Origin of the sequence: Streptomyces sp. NBC_01275 (genome assembly GCF_026340655.1) — a bacterium.
Lineage (GTDB): Bacteria > Actinomycetota > Actinomycetes > Streptomycetales > Streptomycetaceae > Streptomyces.
This window is the reverse complement of sequence record NZ_JAPEOZ010000001.1, coordinates 823,562-838,059: the sequence shown is the minus strand read 5'-3', so window position 1 is coordinate 838,059 and position 14,498 is coordinate 823,562. Positions and strand designations below refer to the sequence as shown.

Sequence of the window (14,498 nt, the reverse complement as noted above, 5' to 3'; positions counted from 1 at the left end):
CGTCGAGGCCGGCTCGGCTCACTCCACCTGCTCGCGTCCGGCCAGCCGCACCTCTTCGTAGTCCAGGGCGGTCTGGAGGCGGCGCAGCACGGTGTCGTCGATCCGCTGTTCGTCGCGCAGGCGGACGACGGTTGCGCGCTTGTGGGCGATGAGGGCGAGGCGGAGGTCGGTGTAGTGGCGGTTGTGGAGCAGAGCGGGATCCTCGTCGGCGCCGGCGCCTTCGGCCCGTACGGTCGCCAGGTGGGCTTCGTACTCCTGGCGCAGCCACTCCGTGACCTTGGGAGTGGTGCCCAGTTCGGCGGCGAGTTCCGGGAGCGCCTTGACGGCTTCCTCGGTTGCCGTGGTCTCGGCGAGGATCTGTTCCTCGTCGACGGAGGTGTCGCGGGGCAGCCGGGCCCAGCGCACCACGCCCGGCAGCAGCAGTCCCTGCACGACGAGGGTCACCACGATGACGCCGGAGGTGACGAAGACGATGAAGGCGCGGTCGGGGAAGGGCGCGCCCGAGTCGACGGTCTCCGGTACGGAGAGCGCCACGGCCAGCGACACCGCGCCACGGAAGCCGGCGAAGCCGCTGACGGTGCGTGCCCGGTGACTGATCCTCCGCAGCCGCTGCTGTGGACGTCGGTCGATCAGGCGGATCAGGTAGGCCGAGGAGAACAGGAACGCGAACCGGACGAGGACCAGCACCAGGCTGACCACACCGACGGCGATCAGTGCATCCCGCAGATCTGCGCGGCTCAAGTGGCGGAACGCGTATTGGAGTTCCACTCCGACCAGGACGAACAGGGCGCCGTTGATGACGAAGGTCGCCAGCGGCCAGAACGCCAGTGCCTGGCGTCGGTGCTCGGCCCGGATCAGGCTCGGAGCCACCTGGGCCATGATCAGTCCGCTCACGACGACAGCGAGGACACCCGAGGCGTGGATCAGTTCGGCGAGCAGATAGGCCGTGAACGGTGCCAGGATCATGACGAGATTGCCCAGCAGGGGATCGGCCAGGCGGCGCCGGAGGTTCATGTTGACCCAGGCGACCGCCACGCCGACCGCGGCCCCACCGCCGTACGCCAGCAGGAACAGCGCTCCGACGTGCGCAAGGGTGAGGTGCTCCTCGCCGACGGTGATGCCGACCGCCAGCCCGTAGACGACCAGCGCCGTGCCGTCGTTGACGAGGCTCTCCGCCCGGAGCACGGTGACCTCACGGCGCGGCAGGGAACCGGCCAGCGCGCCGACCGCGGTCGCGTCGGTGGGCGCCACGGCCGCGCCCAGAACCCACGCCGGCCCCCACGGCAGTCCGAGCGCGTGTCCGGCGGCCGCGACGGCCCACGCGGTGAGGATCACCAGGACCGTGCTGAGCAGCACGATGCCGCGCAGGTTCGAACGGATCTCCCGCATGGACGTGGTCAGGCTCTCCCAGTACAGCAGCACGGGGAGGAAGAGCAATAGCACGACTTCGGGCGGGAGTTGGGTTTGGCGGACGGCCGGCACGAGCCCGATGAGGGCGCCCACGATCAGTAGGACGACGGGCGGCGCGACACCGAAGCGCTGCCCCAGGGCATTGCCCAGCAGCACGGCCGCGCCCAGGACGACGACGAGTTCAAGACCGAGCATGGCGCTTACTCCAGTGCTGGACCAGCTGTTCGTGGGGGTTCAGCGGCTTCCGCGGGGATCGTTCTGCTCATCGGGGGATCAGCCGTAGCGTCGTGGAGCGTGCGGCGACCATGGGGTCGACGTAGGCGCCGCCGAAGTGGCCGTACTTGGTGCGGTACGCCGTGTCGATACGGTCGTTGATCTCGTCGTCCTGCACCTCCACGAAGGTGACGTCCTTGTCGACTCCGCCGGAGCGGATGTGCCCCTCGTAGCTCGCACGGGCCGTACGCCACCAGCCGCCATCCGTGCCTCGGAAGGAGCGGACGTAAAGGTCGTCACCGTCGCGGACGACCCAGATCGGCACCGGCCTCCGCAGAGTGCCGTTGCGCCTGAGCGGTGCCATCTCCAACTCGTCAGCGGTGGCGATGCGGTTGAGGTCATCGCTCGTCCATGCCGTCATGGGGGTGTCTCCGATCTCCTTGATCCGGTGAGTACGCGAGGAAGCTCGTCAGGGTCGTCGGGCCGCCCTCGGGAAGAGATTCGCCGCAACACCGACGAAGGCCGTGACCGCGGTGAGGGCCAGGCTTTCGCGCAGGCTGTGCGGGATGTCGCCATGGGCTGCCAGCAGGGCGCCGAACGGACATGCGGGGGCTCCTGAGACCGGGGAAGGCGTACGTACCGATGTGTCGCTGTCGAGGGATTTCGGAAGACCTGCGGTCAGGCGGGACCTGGGATGAGAGGCGCACCGAGGAAGCTACGGGTGATGCCGAGCGAGTCCTCGAAGACGCGGTAGTCGGTGATCAGGCCGTCGGTGACGGTGAACCGCAGGATCATCTCGCTTTCGAGCACCTGCCCCGAGGGATGGAACCGGGAGGCGTACCGGCCCGGTACCAGCACCTGTCCGTCGGTCTCCACCAAGGAGCGCAGCTCAAATGCGAGCGGCTCGACGGCCGCGAAGAACGCGGCGAGAGACTGCCGGATCTCCTCCGGCCCGCTGCGGGGCCCAGCCCATGGCGTCAGGGCCGGATCACCGGGGATCGTCCAGGTGGCATCGGGAGCGAAGTGGGGGAGGATCCGTTCCAAGTCGCGCGTAGCGAGCGCCTTGACGTACGCCTCGGCGGTGGCGATCGCCTCGCTGGTCATGGCGGTCGGTCCGTTTCTGCTGGGCTGCGGTGGGCGGGCGCTCACCGCTCGGTGGTGGCGGCCGTGGTGGGCGCGGCTCATCCTGCACCCACCACCGCCGGGCTTCATGTCACGGACGCAGCAGCGCCTTGATGGCGCGGCGCTCGTCCATGGCCTTGTAGCCTTCGGCGACCTCGTCCAGGGGCAGGGTGAGGTCGAAGACCTTGCCCGGGTCGATACGGCCGCTGACGACGCGGTCGATCAGGTCGGGAAGGTAGGCGCGCACGGGCGCAGGGCCGCCGCGTAGACCGACGTGGGAGAAGAAGAGTTCCTGGCCGTCGATCTGCACGCCGTGAGGCATGCCGACGAAGCCGACGTTGCCACCCGGGCGTGCGGACTGCAGGGCCTGGTGCATCGACTCCTGGGTGCCGACGCACTCCAAAACCGAGTCGGCGCCTACGCCGTTCGTCAGTTCCTTGACGCGGGCGACGCCCTCCTCGCCGCGCTCGGTGACGATGTCGGTGGCACCGAACTCCAGGGCCAGCTTCTGCCGGGGTGCGTGCCGGCTCATGGCGATGATGCGTTCGGCGCCCAGTTCCTTCGCCGCGATGACACCGCACAGGCCCACAGCACCGTCACCCACGACCACGGCCGTCGAACCCGGCCCGACCTCGGCCGCCTTGGCGGCGTACCAGCCGGTGCCCATGACGTCGGAGAGGGCCAGCAGACTCGGGACCAGCTCTGAGGCCGGCTGCTCCGGGGTAGCGACGAGGGTGCCGTCGGCGAGGGGGATGCGGACGTATTCGGCCTGGCAGCCGTTGGGGAAGTCACGGTGCTGGCAGGAGGTGTGGTAGCCGGCCCGGCAGACCGGGCAGGTGTTGTCGGAGGCGATGAAGGAGCCGATGACGAACTGACCGGGCCTGACATTGGATACGTCGCTGCCGACCTCCTCGACGATGCCGACGTACTCGTGGCCGATCGGCTGCGGCTCGGTGACTGGGTTGATGCCCCGGTAGCTCCACAGGTCGGAGCCGCACACGCAGGTGGCGACGGTACGGATGACGGCGTCCGTCGGTGCGACGATCTTCGGTTCGGGGACGTTCTCCACCCGGATGTCACCAGGCGCGTGGATGATGGTGGCTCGCATGATGCTCTCTCAGGTCGCGTCGGATCTGGCGTGGTGTCAGGGGCGGGTACGGGCGTTGGCGCGCGGTCCGTTGTACTCGTCGTCCGAGACGTGCTCGAGCCAGGTGGCGTCGTCCGTCTCCCACAGGGCGAGGTGGGTCATGAACTGGTCGGGCGCGGCACCGAGTGAAACGGACCGTGCTGGCCCGCATCCGAGAGGGCTCCTCGCCACGGTGGATCACGTCGGCGTAGACGTCGCCGGTGAACCATTCGGCAGGCAGCTTCATGGTCGGAGGCTGCTTCAGCAGTTCCATGGTGTGCCTTTCCCTTGATGGGGGCGGTACCTCAGCCCGACTGCTCCGACTTCTCCACGATCGCCTTGAGCTGGGTCACCGCGGTCATCGCGTTGGGCCATCCGGCGTAGAAGGCCAGATGGGTGAGGGCCTCCACCAGCTCGTCCTTGGTCACGCCGTTCTCCAGCGCCTTGCCGAGGTGGAAGCCGAGCTGGTCGTTGCGGTACAAGGCGGCCAGAGCGGTGACGGTGACCAGGCTGCGGTCTCGCGGGGACAGACCCGGTCGCTCCCAGATGTCACCGAACAGGACCGTGTCGGTCACCTCGGCAAGCTTCGGGGCGAATTCCTGGATCGCCGGCGGTGCGAACTTCTTCCGCTCGGTCATGGGGTGGTGCTCCTTGCGTGTTCAGGGATTAGGGTGGCCCGGCCTACGGCCGGGAGCTCTGTCATATTCGCAAACCAATTCCGAACTCAGCGTTTGACAGCCTGCCTTTTCGGTTGAAGGCTTTCCGCGGGCCGACCGCGCTCGCCGACCCCGTCTTCGACCCTGCCACCATCGCGTGAGCCCGCAATGGGGAGAATTCCACCCCGGGCAAGGCTTATCCAGGGAAGAATCCTTCCCCCCCTCGTCAGGACGGGGCGGTGCGAGACTGGTCGGCATGACCAGCGACGCGCATGTGAACGAGCTGGGAGCATTTCTCAAGGAGCGGCGGGCCGAGTTGAGTCCGCGCACCGTCGGTCTGCCCGACACCGGTGGCCCGCGACGTGTGCCCGGCCTGCGCAGGGAGGAGGTCGCCCTGCTCGCGGCCGTCAGCTCCGACTACTACACACGGCTGGAGCAGGGGCGTATCCAGCCCTCTGCGCCGGTGCTGGCGGCTCTCGTCAGGGTCCTGCACCTGAACAACGACCAGCGGGACCACCTCTTCGAGCTGGCCGGTCACCAGGCGGCTCGCCCGCGCCGTCAGGCCGCGCAGAAGGTGCAACCGCAGCTGCGTCGCCTGCTCGACGATCTCACCGCGACCCCCAGCGTGGTGATCGGTCGCCGCATGGACATCCTGGCCTGGAACTCTCTGGCGGCCGCTCTCTTCACTGACTTCCATCTCGTCCCGGAGAAACGGCGCAACTACGTCCGGCTGCTCTTCACCGAGCCCGCCTTCCGCGATCTCTACGTCGACTGGAGTACGGTCGCCCGGAGCTGCGTCGCGCAACTGCGCCTGCTGGCCGCCCGGTGCCCCGGGGAACCCGGATTGACGGCGCTCGTCGGCGAGCTGTCGGTGGCGGACGCCGACTTCCGGCAGTGGTGGGCAGGCCGCCACCTGACCGGCCTGCGGGTGGGCGCCAAGAAGCTGCGCCACCCGGTCGTCGGCGACCTCACGCTCGACTGGGACAGCCTGACCTGCTCGGCCGACCCCACGCAGCAGTTGGTGATCCTGACCGCGGAGCCCGGGACGCGGTCCCATGACGGACTGCGCTTCTTGGCGTCGTGGACTGCCGATCCGTACGAGCCGGAACGGGATGTGACAGCTTGAGTGGCACTCGGAAGGTCAGGACGAGCCGGCCTCGCACGCCGCCGACGGCCGGCACCTGATGGGCCTCGGCGGCCCGTTCCGCCGGAAACGTCTTCGCGGCCCGGAGGGGTGATCCGGCCCTCCTCCATCTGCTGCGGGAGGCGCTCGAGCCTGGCGCGCTGACGGGCGTGGCGGAACACGGCGATCGGCCCGAGCGGTGAGAGCGCCAGAGCAGCGCCCCGTCGAGGAGCCCCTCGATGCGTCGGGAACTTCCGCGCGTACCCGGTCCGGGTCCCTGACCAGGGGAAGGGCTTGCCCTCGCATCCGAGCGCTCATCTCGGGAAAGGGCTCACCCGAAGGAGCCGGATGCCGTCCGCTTCTGGTCCGCTGCCCAGGATGCCAGCAGACGCAACCCGTCGTGCGAAGGGGAACCGGGTGCTGCGGTCCACACGATGATGTGCTGCTCGGGATCCGTGGCACAGGTGAGCGTGTCCCAGTCGAGCGTCAGCTCCCCGACCACCGGGTGACGAAGCTTCTTGGTGCCCTTGCCCCGCGTGGCGACGTCGTGCTCGGTCCACCACTGCCGGAACTGCGCGTCGCGGGCAGAGAGCTCCTCGACCAGATCGGTGAGGCGCTGGTCGCCGGGGTAGCGCGCACTCTGCATGCGCAGCTGGGCGATGGCCAGACGAGTGACCTCTTCCCAGTCCGCGTACAGCTCGCGCATCCAGGGTTCGGCGAACAGCAGCCGGACGAACACGCGCTCCTGCTCCGGGTAGCGCCCGAAATCGGTCCACAGGGCGGCGGCGAGCTGGTTCCAGGCCAGGATGTCGGTCCGCCGACCGATCACGAACGCCGGAGTGGCGGTGAGATCGTCCAGCATGCGCCGTAGTTGGGTGTCCACCTGCTGGCGCTCGGCCGCCCTGGGCGTGCGCACCGTCTCCTTCGCCGCGAGCTCGAACATGTAGGTGCGCTGGTCCTCGTTGAGGCGGAGCACTTGGGCGACCTCGTTCAGCAGGGGACCCGACGCCTGGAGACGGCCCTGCTCGATCCGTGCGTAGTACTCGGTGCTGATCGCGGCAAGAAGGGCCACTTCCTCGCGGCGCAGACCGCGCACACGCCGCCGTTGGCCGCCGCGCAGCCCGACCTCCTCGGGGCTGAGCTCGGCACGGCGGGCCTTGAGGAACTCTCCCAGCTCGTTCAGGTGCGGTTTGCGGTTCATCATCTCCAGCGTCGCACAGAGGTCAGGCGTTGTGAGGGGGAAGGATTCTTCCTACGTTGCGTTCGACCAGCGTGCCAAAATCATGCGTTTCGACGTTTGTATCCGCATGTGACGAGACTCGGCGGCCAGGTCGTGCCTGGTGAGCGCGACCTCGCCGCCGAGTGAGCGCACCGCTGGGACGTCTGGGACGTCTGGGACGTCTGGGACGTCAGCCCAGTGCCTTGAGCAGCTCCTGGGCCAGTGCAACCGCCGAGCCAGGGTTCTGGCCGGTGAACAGGGCGCGGTCGACCTCGACGTGCGGGGTGAACGGCTCGGCCTCGCGGTAGTCCGCCTTGAGCTCGCCGACGAGGCGGTCCTGCAGCAGCCACTTCGCGCGGTCCGCGAGACCGTTCTGCATTTCCTCAGCGTTGGAGAGGCCGGTCAGGCGGTAGCCGGTGAACGGGGACGTCCCGTCCGCACCGATGGTGGCCAGGAGCGCCGCGGGGCCGTGGCACACCAGGGACACCGGCTTGCCCGAGGCGAGCCATTCGGTGAGCAGCTTGCCGGACGCGGCGTCGTAGGGCAGGTCCTCCATCGGGCCCCAGCCGCCGGGGTAGAACACGGCGACGTAGTCGTCGATGTTCACGTCCTCGATGCGCATCGGATGCGCCAGCTCGGTGGCCTCGCGCAGCGCGGTCCGCATGCGCTCGGCGCCTTCCTCGCCGCCGTTGAACTCCGGGCTGAGGCTGAGCGCGTCCGCCGTGGGCGGCACGCCTGCCGGCGTGGCGGCGGCGATCTCGTACCCGGCCTCCTTGAAGACCTGGTACGGGCCGAGCGCTTCTTCGGCCCAGAAGCCGGCGGGCTGCCGGGTTCCGTCGGCCAGCGTCCAGTGGTCGGACGCGGTGATCACGAAGAGGATCTTCGCCATGGGGGTCTCCCGGTGCTGAGTCAGCCCTTGAGGGCTTCCTGAAGGACGTGGCTGTCGGCGGCCTGCTGCATCCGTACGGCCTTGCCGTCGCGGATGGTCCACAGGTGGATGAAGCGGACGTCGGCCTTGTTCCCGGTCTTCGTCTCGGCGTGGTAATGCCCGTACACGAAGACGTGTCCTTGGTCGTCCGCGTAGAACTCCTCGGGCACCGCGCCGAAGGACTCGTAATTCGGCATCATCCCGCCGAAGAAGTCCCTCGCCGCACTGTCCCAGCCGTGGTACACGCCGCTGTTCGGAAAGCCCGGGGTGATGTCCCAGACGAGGTTCGGCGCCATGATCTCGGCGGTTGCTTCCGGGGACATTCCGGATTCGTAGAGCCGGCGGATGAGGGCGATGTTCGGGGAGTCGGACATAGTTCTCTCCTTGCGGAGGCGCATCAGATGGAGGCCCGGAAACGGCACATGGTCGCGCGGCCTGTCGCATGTCGTGCTCGCCGCGTGATGAAGCATTGCATCGGAAGGACGCGGTGTGAGGGGGAAGAAATTTTCCCCGGCACGCAATGCACCGGGGATCCGGTTGATCCCTCAGCGAGAAGGGAAAACGGCGAAGCAAAAGCACGGGGCGCTGCATTCATTATGGGAGCGCAGGGCTCAGCCCTCGGCGGCGTTCCACAGCTCGCTGAGTTCTGCCCAGTCCGGAGCCGGACTCTGCAACGCGGTGGGCCCGTCGGTGGTCGACGTGCGCAGTCCGGCGAGGATCAGGTCCAGGTACCGCAGATGGAGCGTGGTGGCGCGTTCGTCGGTGACGGGGATCCGCGCGGTGAGGTGTTCGAGCAGCAAGGGGACGTCGGCGGAAGTGAAGTCGGCGCGCAGTGTGCCCGCGCGGTGCGCGCCGTCCACCAGGTCGTCGAGGGCGGCCCGGAGCCGGCGGGAGGCGGCCACGATCTCATCGGTGGCCGGCAGTCGGCCGCCCACCAGCGGGAGCAGCGGACCGACTGCACCCTGGGCCGAGAGCGCGTTCCGCAGGAAGCGGGCGAAGGCCGCCCAAGGGTCCGGCTCCTCGGCGAGGGCTGTGCGGGCCTGGGCGACGAGCTGTTCCATCCCCATGACGCGCATCCGCTGGGCCAGTAGCTCCTTGCTGGGATAGCGGCGGTAGAGGCTGCCCATGCCGATGCCGGCCCGGCGGGCGATCTCCGAGACGGGGGCGTCCCAGCCGAGCTCGGCGAAGACTTCGCGCGCAGCCTGCATGAGGCGGGCGTCGTTGCGGTCCGCCTCCCGCCGGCGGCCGCGCGGTCTGCCGGTCTGCGTGTCACCCATGGACAGGTATTTTCCCCTACCGGCGTGCCAGGCCGTACCCACCGTCGACGGCGAGCACTTCGCCGGTGACGAAGGCGGCCTCCTCGCCGACGAGCATCGCGATCGCCCGAGCCACGTCCTCCGGCTCCGCGACACGCCCCAGGGGCGTGTCGTCCGCCAGCCGCCCCTGGAACTCGTGCGGCATGCGAGCGCTGCTCTCGGTGCGGACGTAGCCGGGCGCCACGACGTTGACGTTGACGCCGAGCGGACCGGCCTCGTAGGCGACGAAGCGCGAAGGTGTTCAGGGCGGCCTTGGCGGTGCCGTGGGCGGCCGTGCCCGGGGCAGGCGGACCATCGGCCACGGTGCTGGAGACATACACGATCCGGCCCCGCCCTTGGGCGCCCATGAGCCTCAGCAGCGCGGATTCCCCGGCTGCCGCCGGTGACCAGGGACGTGGGTGTGGCCTGGCGTTCATGTGTCCTCCCGCGTCGGGTGGTCGGCTGGCAACTTATCGGAGCGGAGCGCTCCGCTCAAAAAAATCACCGCAATGGGGAATCGGGCCTTCCGGCACCGCGTTCTCCCCTGACATGAGCGAGGTAGTAGTTGCGCGTGCCTACGGTGGTCCCGAGGTGCTGTCGGTGATCGATGTCGCCGTGGCGGAGCCCGGGCCGGGTCAGGTGCGCATCGGGGTCCGCGCCGTCGGCGTCAACCCTTTCGACCACAAGATGTACAGCGGCGCCTTCGGAACCGATCCGGCGAACCTGCCGATGCGGCTCGGTGCCGAAGCGGCCGGTGTGGTGACCGCTGTCGGTGCCGACGCGACCGGCCCCGCCGGTCCGATCCAGATCGGCGACGAGGTGATCGCGTACCGAGCGCCCGGCGCGTATGCCGCCGAACTCGTCGTCCCGGCCTCGTCGGTGGTGCCCAAACCCGCCGCTCTCTCCTGGGAGCAGGCCGGAGGACTGATGGTCACGGGCGTCACCGCTGTGCACGTTCTCGAAGCGATCGGCCTGCGCGAGAACGACTCGGTGCTGGTCCACGGCGCGGCGGGTGGCGTCGGCCTGATGGCCGTGCAACTGGCCGTCGAGCGCGGAGCCAGGGTGCTGGGAACGGCGAGCCCGGCCAAGCACGACGTACTGCGAGACCTGGGGGCGATTCCGATCGCGTACGGGCCGGGTCTGGCGGACCGGGTGCGCGCGGCAGCACCGCAGGGAGTCCACGCGGCTGCCGACCTGGTGGGCACCGACGAGGCGGTGGACGTCTCGGTGGAGCTGGTGGCGGACCGGTCCCGCATCGCGACCGTCGCGGCGTTCGAACGCGGGGCCCGAGCCGGCATCAGGCTCCTGGGTGGCGGGCCCGGCGCGGACCCCGGCACGGAAGTCCGCGCCGCTGCGCGCCTGCGGCTCACCGAAGCCGCGGGCGCCGGGCGACTGCGCGTCCTGATCGCCGCCAGCCATCCGTTGCGCGAAGCCGCCGCCGCGCATCGGCAGATCATGACCGGGCATACGACGGGGAAGATCGTCCTCGTCCCGTGATCGGGCCCCTGACTGCACCGGCACTTCGTTCGGATGGCCGTGGCCGGCCGACGCACGAGTCCTGACGCTGGTGTGCCCATGACGTCATGACGCAGTGAGAAGAGAGAAGGGAGCGTCCGAGGCGGAAGCGGAGGGCGAGAAGCTCTGCCTCGTTGCTTGCGGCGGTGGGGACCGCTGGAAGCTGTGGCGCCCACCTGCTTCAGGCGGCAGGGCGCCGTTCAGGACCCCTGCCGCCCTGCACGGACCGACCGCGCATGGACGAGATCGCCGTGCCGATGTCGACCTTGAGGCGAGGGCGGTGGACTGGTCCTCGAGCGAGTGGTCGCTGCTTTCGCCGCCAGCGGGGTTCCAGCCGACCGGTGCCGCGGTCGGCTGGAACCCCGCTGGCGGCGGCATACGATGCGCCGAGACCGCCGGGGGAGCGGGCGGCGTGCGGCGTGCCTGGGCCACCGACGCGCCAGCCTTCCTCGACCGGCCGACGAGCTCAGGCGCTGCGCACCGTCTTGCTCACCTGGTCGAGCAGCGTCCGTAGCTGCGTGCTCTGGTCCGGTCCCAGGCCCTCGGTGATGTGACGCTCTACGTCGGCGATCACCTGGTCGGCCGCGCGCAGCGCCTCCCGCCCGGCGTCGGTGAGGTGCAGTTCCTGCACGTGCCGGTGGCGCGGGTGCTCGCGCCTCTCCAACTGGCCGCGGCCCTCCAGGCGTGCCACGAGGGAGGCGACGGCCTGAGGGGTGACGTTGAGGCGGCGGGCCAACTCGGCGCCGGCCAGCCCTGGTTCGCTGTGCACCGACATCAGCAGGGTGTAGTGCGCGGCGGCCATGCCCAGCGGGCGTAGCCGCTGTTCCTTGAGCGTCTGCACCGCCAGTTCCGCGCGCCGCAATGCCCAGGTCACCCGGTCAAGCGCGCCGAGCCCCACAGGCTCCTCGTCGTCACGTATCACCTGCCAAGGGTACGACACTTCATAACCATCAAGTGTTTGACACTGGCCTAACGGTTGAGGCATGCTCAGCGTATGACTCGCACGATCGCTCTCATCACTGGAGCTTCCTCCGGCATCGGCGCCGAATACGCCCGTCTGCTGGCGGATGACCACGACCTCGTCCTGGTGGCGCGCCGCGCGGACCGGCTCGGCGACTTCGCAGAGGAGCTCCGTGCCCGGGGTGCCGCCGTGGAGGTGCTGCCCGCCGATCTCGGCACCCACGAGGGCATCACCGCTGTCACCGGGCGTCTCGCCGCGGGGGACGTGCGCCTGCTGGTCAGCAACGCCGGCGCCGGCGGCTACGCCCCGCTCGTCGACGTCGACCCCGCCGACATCGACCGCCTGCTCACCCTCAACGCCGTGGCCCCCATTCAGCTGGTCCGCGCCGCGCTTCCCGGAATGCTCGCCGCCGGAGATGGCGCGATCATCACGGTGGCCTCGCTGCTGGCCTTCAGCGGCGGCCTCAACGATCCCCGCGCACCACGACGCACTCTCTACGCGGCGGCGAAGGCCGCCACCGTCGCCTTCACCCGGACCCTCACAGGTGAGCTCGCGGACACGCCCATCCGTACGCAGCTGCTGCTGCCCGGCGTCGTGGCCACGGAGTGGAACGAAGGCGTCGGCCGCGACATCCCCTGGGCGATGACCCCCCAGGACGTCGCCTCGGCCAGCCTTGCCGGCCTGCGCCTGGGGGAGACCGTGTGCGCACCCGGTCTGGAGAACCAGGCCGCAGCCCTTGAGGCCCTGCTGGCCGCAGAGTCCGCTCTGCTCACCGGCGGCAACCAGCCCACCCCCGCAACTCGCTACCGCGGCCCGCAGGCGTAGCAGCGGGCGCCTCCTCGGCGCTGCCCCCGACCCGGCCACGGGTCGCCCTCCCAGGGTTGTGCTACGCCCGTCCGTCGAGGGTGCTTCCCGCTCCGCGGCCACCCTTGCCCAACTGCCGAGCGTCTGGCACGGCACACGCTCCCAATGACCTCCACCATGCAGTCCTCCACGTCGGCCCGCGCCGACTGCCCTCCAGCGGCCACTCGTGCCGAAGACCGCCTCTGCCACCGCCCTCACCCACGGTGTGTCTCATTCGGGCGGGCGGAAGAAAGTTAGGGAAGACCTATGACCGACAACATTCCGACGATCACACGTGACGGCGTCATCGGATACGACGCGACCGAGATCGTCACCATCGACCAGGCCACCGGAGCCGAGTTCGCCCGATATCCCGTGGCCGGCAAGGAAGAGGCTGCCGCGGCCGTCGCCGCCGCACGCTCGATCACCGGGGCCTGGTGGGACCTCGGCTTCGAGGGCCGTGCGGAGCGGCTGCGTGCGTGGCGGCGGCAGATAGCTTTGAGCGGTGAGGAGGGCGCCGCACTCATTCACGCCGAGAATGGCAAGCCCCTCGACGACGCCCGCGTGGAGGTGCTCGGGACGCTCGAGCACCTGCAGTACGTTGCTGACAACGCCGCGCGGGTCCTGGAGCGCCGGGAGGTTCCATCCAGCCCCACCACGCCCAACCAGCGTGCGTGGGTCGAGTACCAGCCCTACGGCGTGGTCGGCGTCATAGGCCCGTGGAATTTCCCCCTGCTCACTCCCGCGGCTATCCTCGCCGATGCGCTTGCGGCCGGGAACGCCGTCATCCTCAAGCCGAGCCAGATCACGCCCGGCGTCGCCGAATGGCTCATCCGAACCTGGCAGCGTGCCGTTCCGGAACTGCCGGCCGTCCTGCAGAACCTGAACGGATACGGGGCCACGGGTCAGGCGCTCATCGAGGCCGGCCTCGACAAGCTCGCGTTCACGGGCAGTGTCGCCACGGGCCGGACGGTGGCCGCCCAATGCGCGCAGACCCTGACCCCCGTTCTGCTGGAACTCGGCGGAAAGGACGGCGTCATCGTCGCCGAAGACGCCGATCTGGACGAAGCCGCCGCTCACATCGTGTGGGGCGCGATGCAGAACACCGGACACGGTTGCATCAGTCTCGAAGTGGCCTATGTCGTCGAGTCGGTGCACGACGAGTTCGTCGAGAAGATCAGCGAGCTGGCCGGGCAGGTACGCGTCGGCAGCGACGAGGGCGCGGAGATCGGGCCGGTTCCGCTGCCGAGCCAGACCTCGATCATCCGGGAACACATCCAGGACGCCCTGGAGCGCGGCGCGACAGCCACCGTCGGCGGCCTCGACGCGGTGGGCGACCGCTATGCCGCGCCCACCGTCCTGGTCGGAGTGGCCCCCGACGCCCTCGCGGCGACGGAGGAGACGTTCGGGCCGACGCTGGCGGTCGTCAAGGTCGCCGACGCCGATGAGGCCGTCGCTCACATCAACGCCGGCCGGTACGGGCTGGGCAGCGCCGTCTTCAGCCGCGACCGCGGCGAAGCCATCGCCCGTCGCCTCCGCGTGGGAATGACCAGCATCAACGATGCTCTGGTGTTCTCCATGAACCCCGCCGTGCCGTTCGGCGGTCGGGGCGACAGCGGTTACGGGCGCAAGCAGGGGGAGGAGGGACTGCGGGAGTTCGCCTACGCGCACGCCTTCACCGCCAAGACCGGCCCCGCCCGGTTCTCCGCCTCGACCTTCGGCAGGCCCGCGGGTGCCATGGCGGGAGCCCTCGCCGGCGCCCGTAACAGGATCCTGGCCGAGAGCGGCGAGAAGTCGGACTGATTCGACTCAAGGGCGCCGACGGATGTTCCGGGCCGAGCCCGGCCCGCCGTACGTGCCCTCACGAGGCAGGCCGTCGGCCTGCCCGGCACCCGGGTTCGAGACGCTGCACCGTCTTGGACCCGGGTCCCGGACGCCGTGCTGATGTCGGGGCGCAGGGGAGAGCTGCGGCGCGCCGGCCGCGGGTGCGAGCGGTGAGCGATGGATGGCGCCGGGCATGCGGCCGCCTGGCGATGGTACTGAGCGCTGGACCGGACATCGGAGGACGCCGGGCCCAAGGCAGCGTC

15 protein-coding genes are annotated in these 14,498 nt (G+C 69.8%); 4 read left to right on the top strand and 11 right to left on the bottom strand.

The window, feature by feature from the left end; all coding sequences use genetic code 11:
• Positions 1-18: 18 nt before the first annotated feature.
• The 5 genes from OG562_RS03700 to OG562_RS03675 all read right to left on the bottom strand — a co-directional run bounded on the left by OG562_RS03700 (position 19) and on the right by OG562_RS03675 (position 4,509).
• Positions 19-1,605 carry a Na+/H+ antiporter gene (locus OG562_RS03700; RefSeq protein ID WP_266393550.1) on the bottom strand — a complete coding sequence of 529 codons (1,587 nt, stop codon included), beginning with the start codon at positions 1,603-1,605 and terminating at the stop codon, positions 19-21.
• Between the two features lie 67 nt (positions 1,606-1,672).
• Positions 1,673-2,044 (bottom strand): DUF2255 family protein, encoded by a 372-nt coding sequence (locus OG562_RS03695; protein WP_266393547.1) that lies wholly within the window; start codon positions 2,042-2,044, stop codon positions 1,673-1,675.
• A 257-nt stretch (positions 2,045-2,301) separates the two neighbouring features.
• Entirely contained in the window at positions 2,302-2,727 is a 426-nt protein-coding gene (locus OG562_RS03690; protein WP_266393545.1) for a nuclear transport factor 2 family protein, read from the bottom strand.
• A 109-nt stretch (positions 2,728-2,836) separates the two neighbouring features.
• Positions 2,837-3,853 carry a zinc-dependent alcohol dehydrogenase family protein gene (locus OG562_RS03685; protein WP_266393544.1) on the bottom strand — a complete coding sequence of 339 codons (1,017 nt, stop codon included), beginning with the start codon at positions 3,851-3,853 and terminating at the stop codon, positions 2,837-2,839.
• A gap of 323 nt (positions 3,854-4,176) precedes the next feature.
• The gene (locus OG562_RS03675; RefSeq protein WP_060904887.1) at positions 4,177-4,509 is read right to left on the bottom strand and encodes a carboxymuconolactone decarboxylase family protein; all 333 of its coding nucleotides are present in this window, start codon (positions 4,507-4,509) and stop codon (positions 4,177-4,179) included.
• Positions 4,510-4,783: 274 nt separating this feature from the next.
• Between OG562_RS03675 and OG562_RS03670 the strand changes: the two genes are divergently transcribed.
• Positions 4,784-5,653, top strand: coding sequence for a helix-turn-helix domain-containing protein (locus tag OG562_RS03670; RefSeq protein WP_266393542.1), 870 nt, complete (start codon positions 4,784-4,786; stop codon positions 5,651-5,653).
• 328 nt (positions 5,654-5,981) lie between these two features.
• Here the strand turns inward: OG562_RS03670 and OG562_RS03665 are convergent, their stop codons facing one another.
• The 5 genes from OG562_RS03665 to OG562_RS03645 form a co-directional block, all read right to left on the bottom strand.
• Complete coding sequence (locus OG562_RS03665) at positions 5,982-6,851, bottom strand: helix-turn-helix domain-containing protein (RefSeq protein ID WP_266393539.1); 870 nt, start codon at positions 6,849-6,851, stop codon at positions 5,982-5,984.
• Positions 6,852-7,059: 208 nt separating this feature from the next.
• Positions 7,060-7,758: a type 1 glutamine amidotransferase domain-containing protein gene (locus OG562_RS03660; protein WP_266393537.1), complete on the bottom strand. Its 699-nt coding sequence runs from the start codon at positions 7,756-7,758 to the stop codon at positions 7,060-7,062.
• 20 nt (positions 7,759-7,778) lie between these two features.
• Positions 7,779-8,171: a nuclear transport factor 2 family protein gene (locus tag OG562_RS03655; protein ID WP_266393536.1), complete on the bottom strand. Its 393-nt coding sequence runs from the start codon at positions 8,169-8,171 to the stop codon at positions 7,779-7,781.
• A 237-nt stretch (positions 8,172-8,408) separates the two neighbouring features.
• Complete coding sequence (locus OG562_RS03650) at positions 8,409-9,074, bottom strand: TetR/AcrR family transcriptional regulator (protein ID WP_266393534.1); 666 nt, start codon at positions 9,072-9,074, stop codon at positions 8,409-8,411.
• Positions 9,075-9,090: 16 nt separating this feature from the next.
• Entirely contained in the window at positions 9,091-9,297 is a 207-nt protein-coding gene (locus OG562_RS03645; protein ID WP_266393532.1) for an SDR family oxidoreductase, read from the bottom strand.
• Positions 9,298-9,641: 344 nt separating this feature from the next.
• On the opposite strand from OG562_RS03645, the gene OG562_RS03640 reads away from it, so the two are divergent.
• Entirely contained in the window at positions 9,642-10,589 is a 948-nt protein-coding gene (locus tag OG562_RS03640) for an NADP-dependent oxidoreductase (RefSeq protein ID WP_266393530.1), read from the top strand.
• Positions 10,590-11,073: 484 nt separating this feature from the next.
• Here the strand turns inward: OG562_RS03640 and OG562_RS03635 are convergent, their stop codons facing one another.
• Positions 11,074-11,529, bottom strand: a complete 456-nt coding sequence (locus tag OG562_RS03635; RefSeq protein WP_266393528.1) for a MarR family winged helix-turn-helix transcriptional regulator — start codon at positions 11,527-11,529, stop codon at positions 11,074-11,076.
• 72 nt (positions 11,530-11,601) lie between these two features.
• On the opposite strand from OG562_RS03635, the gene OG562_RS03630 reads away from it, so the two are divergent.
• Together OG562_RS03630 and OG562_RS03625 are read left to right on the top strand one after the other, a co-directional pair.
• Positions 11,602-12,393 carry an SDR family oxidoreductase gene (locus OG562_RS03630; protein ID WP_266393526.1) on the top strand — a complete coding sequence of 264 codons (792 nt, stop codon included), beginning with the start codon at positions 11,602-11,604 and terminating at the stop codon, positions 12,391-12,393.
• A gap of 285 nt (positions 12,394-12,678) precedes the next feature.
• Positions 12,679-14,214, top strand: coding sequence for an aldehyde dehydrogenase family protein (locus OG562_RS03625; RefSeq protein ID WP_266393524.1), 1,536 nt, complete (start codon positions 12,679-12,681; stop codon positions 14,212-14,214).
• The last annotated feature ends 284 nt before the right edge of the window (positions 14,215-14,498 follow it).

Bases quoted from the DNA above. Each gene is read 5' to 3' on its own strand.
- OG562_RS03700 (WP_266393550.1), bottom strand. From the start codon at position 1,605: ATGCTCGGTCTTGAACTCGTCGTCGTCCTGGGCGCGGCCGTGCTGCTG.
- OG562_RS03695 (WP_266393547.1), bottom strand. From the start codon at position 2,044: ATGACGGCATGGACGAGCGATGACCTCAACCGCATCGCCACCGCTGAC.
- OG562_RS03690 (WP_266393545.1), bottom strand. From the start codon at position 2,727: ATGACCAGCGAGGCGATCGCCACCGCCGAGGCGTACGTCAAGGCGCTC.
- OG562_RS03685 (WP_266393544.1), bottom strand. From the start codon at position 3,853: ATGCGAGCCACCATCATCCACGCGCCTGGTGACATCCGGGTGGAGAAC.
- OG562_RS03675 (WP_060904887.1), bottom strand. From the start codon at position 4,509: ATGACCGAGCGGAAGAAGTTCGCACCGCCGGCGATCCAGGAATTCGCC.
- OG562_RS03670 (WP_266393542.1), top strand. From the start codon at position 4,784: ATGACCAGCGACGCGCATGTGAACGAGCTGGGAGCATTTCTCAAGGAG.
- OG562_RS03665 (WP_266393539.1), bottom strand. From the start codon at position 6,851: ATGAACCGCAAACCGCACCTGAACGAGCTGGGAGAGTTCCTCAAGGCC.
- OG562_RS03660 (WP_266393537.1), bottom strand. From the start codon at position 7,758: ATGGCGAAGATCCTCTTCGTGATCACCGCGTCCGACCACTGGACGCTG.
- OG562_RS03655 (WP_266393536.1), bottom strand. From the start codon at position 8,171: ATGTCCGACTCCCCGAACATCGCCCTCATCCGCCGGCTCTACGAATCC.
- OG562_RS03650 (WP_266393534.1), bottom strand. From the start codon at position 9,074: ATGGGTGACACGCAGACCGGCAGACCGCGCGGCCGCCGGCGGGAGGCG.
- OG562_RS03640 (WP_266393530.1), top strand. From the start codon at position 9,642: ATGAGCGAGGTAGTAGTTGCGCGTGCCTACGGTGGTCCCGAGGTGCTG.
- OG562_RS03630 (WP_266393526.1), top strand. From the start codon at position 11,602: ATGACTCGCACGATCGCTCTCATCACTGGAGCTTCCTCCGGCATCGGC.
- OG562_RS03625 (WP_266393524.1), top strand. From the start codon at position 12,679: ATGACCGACAACATTCCGACGATCACACGTGACGGCGTCATCGGATAC.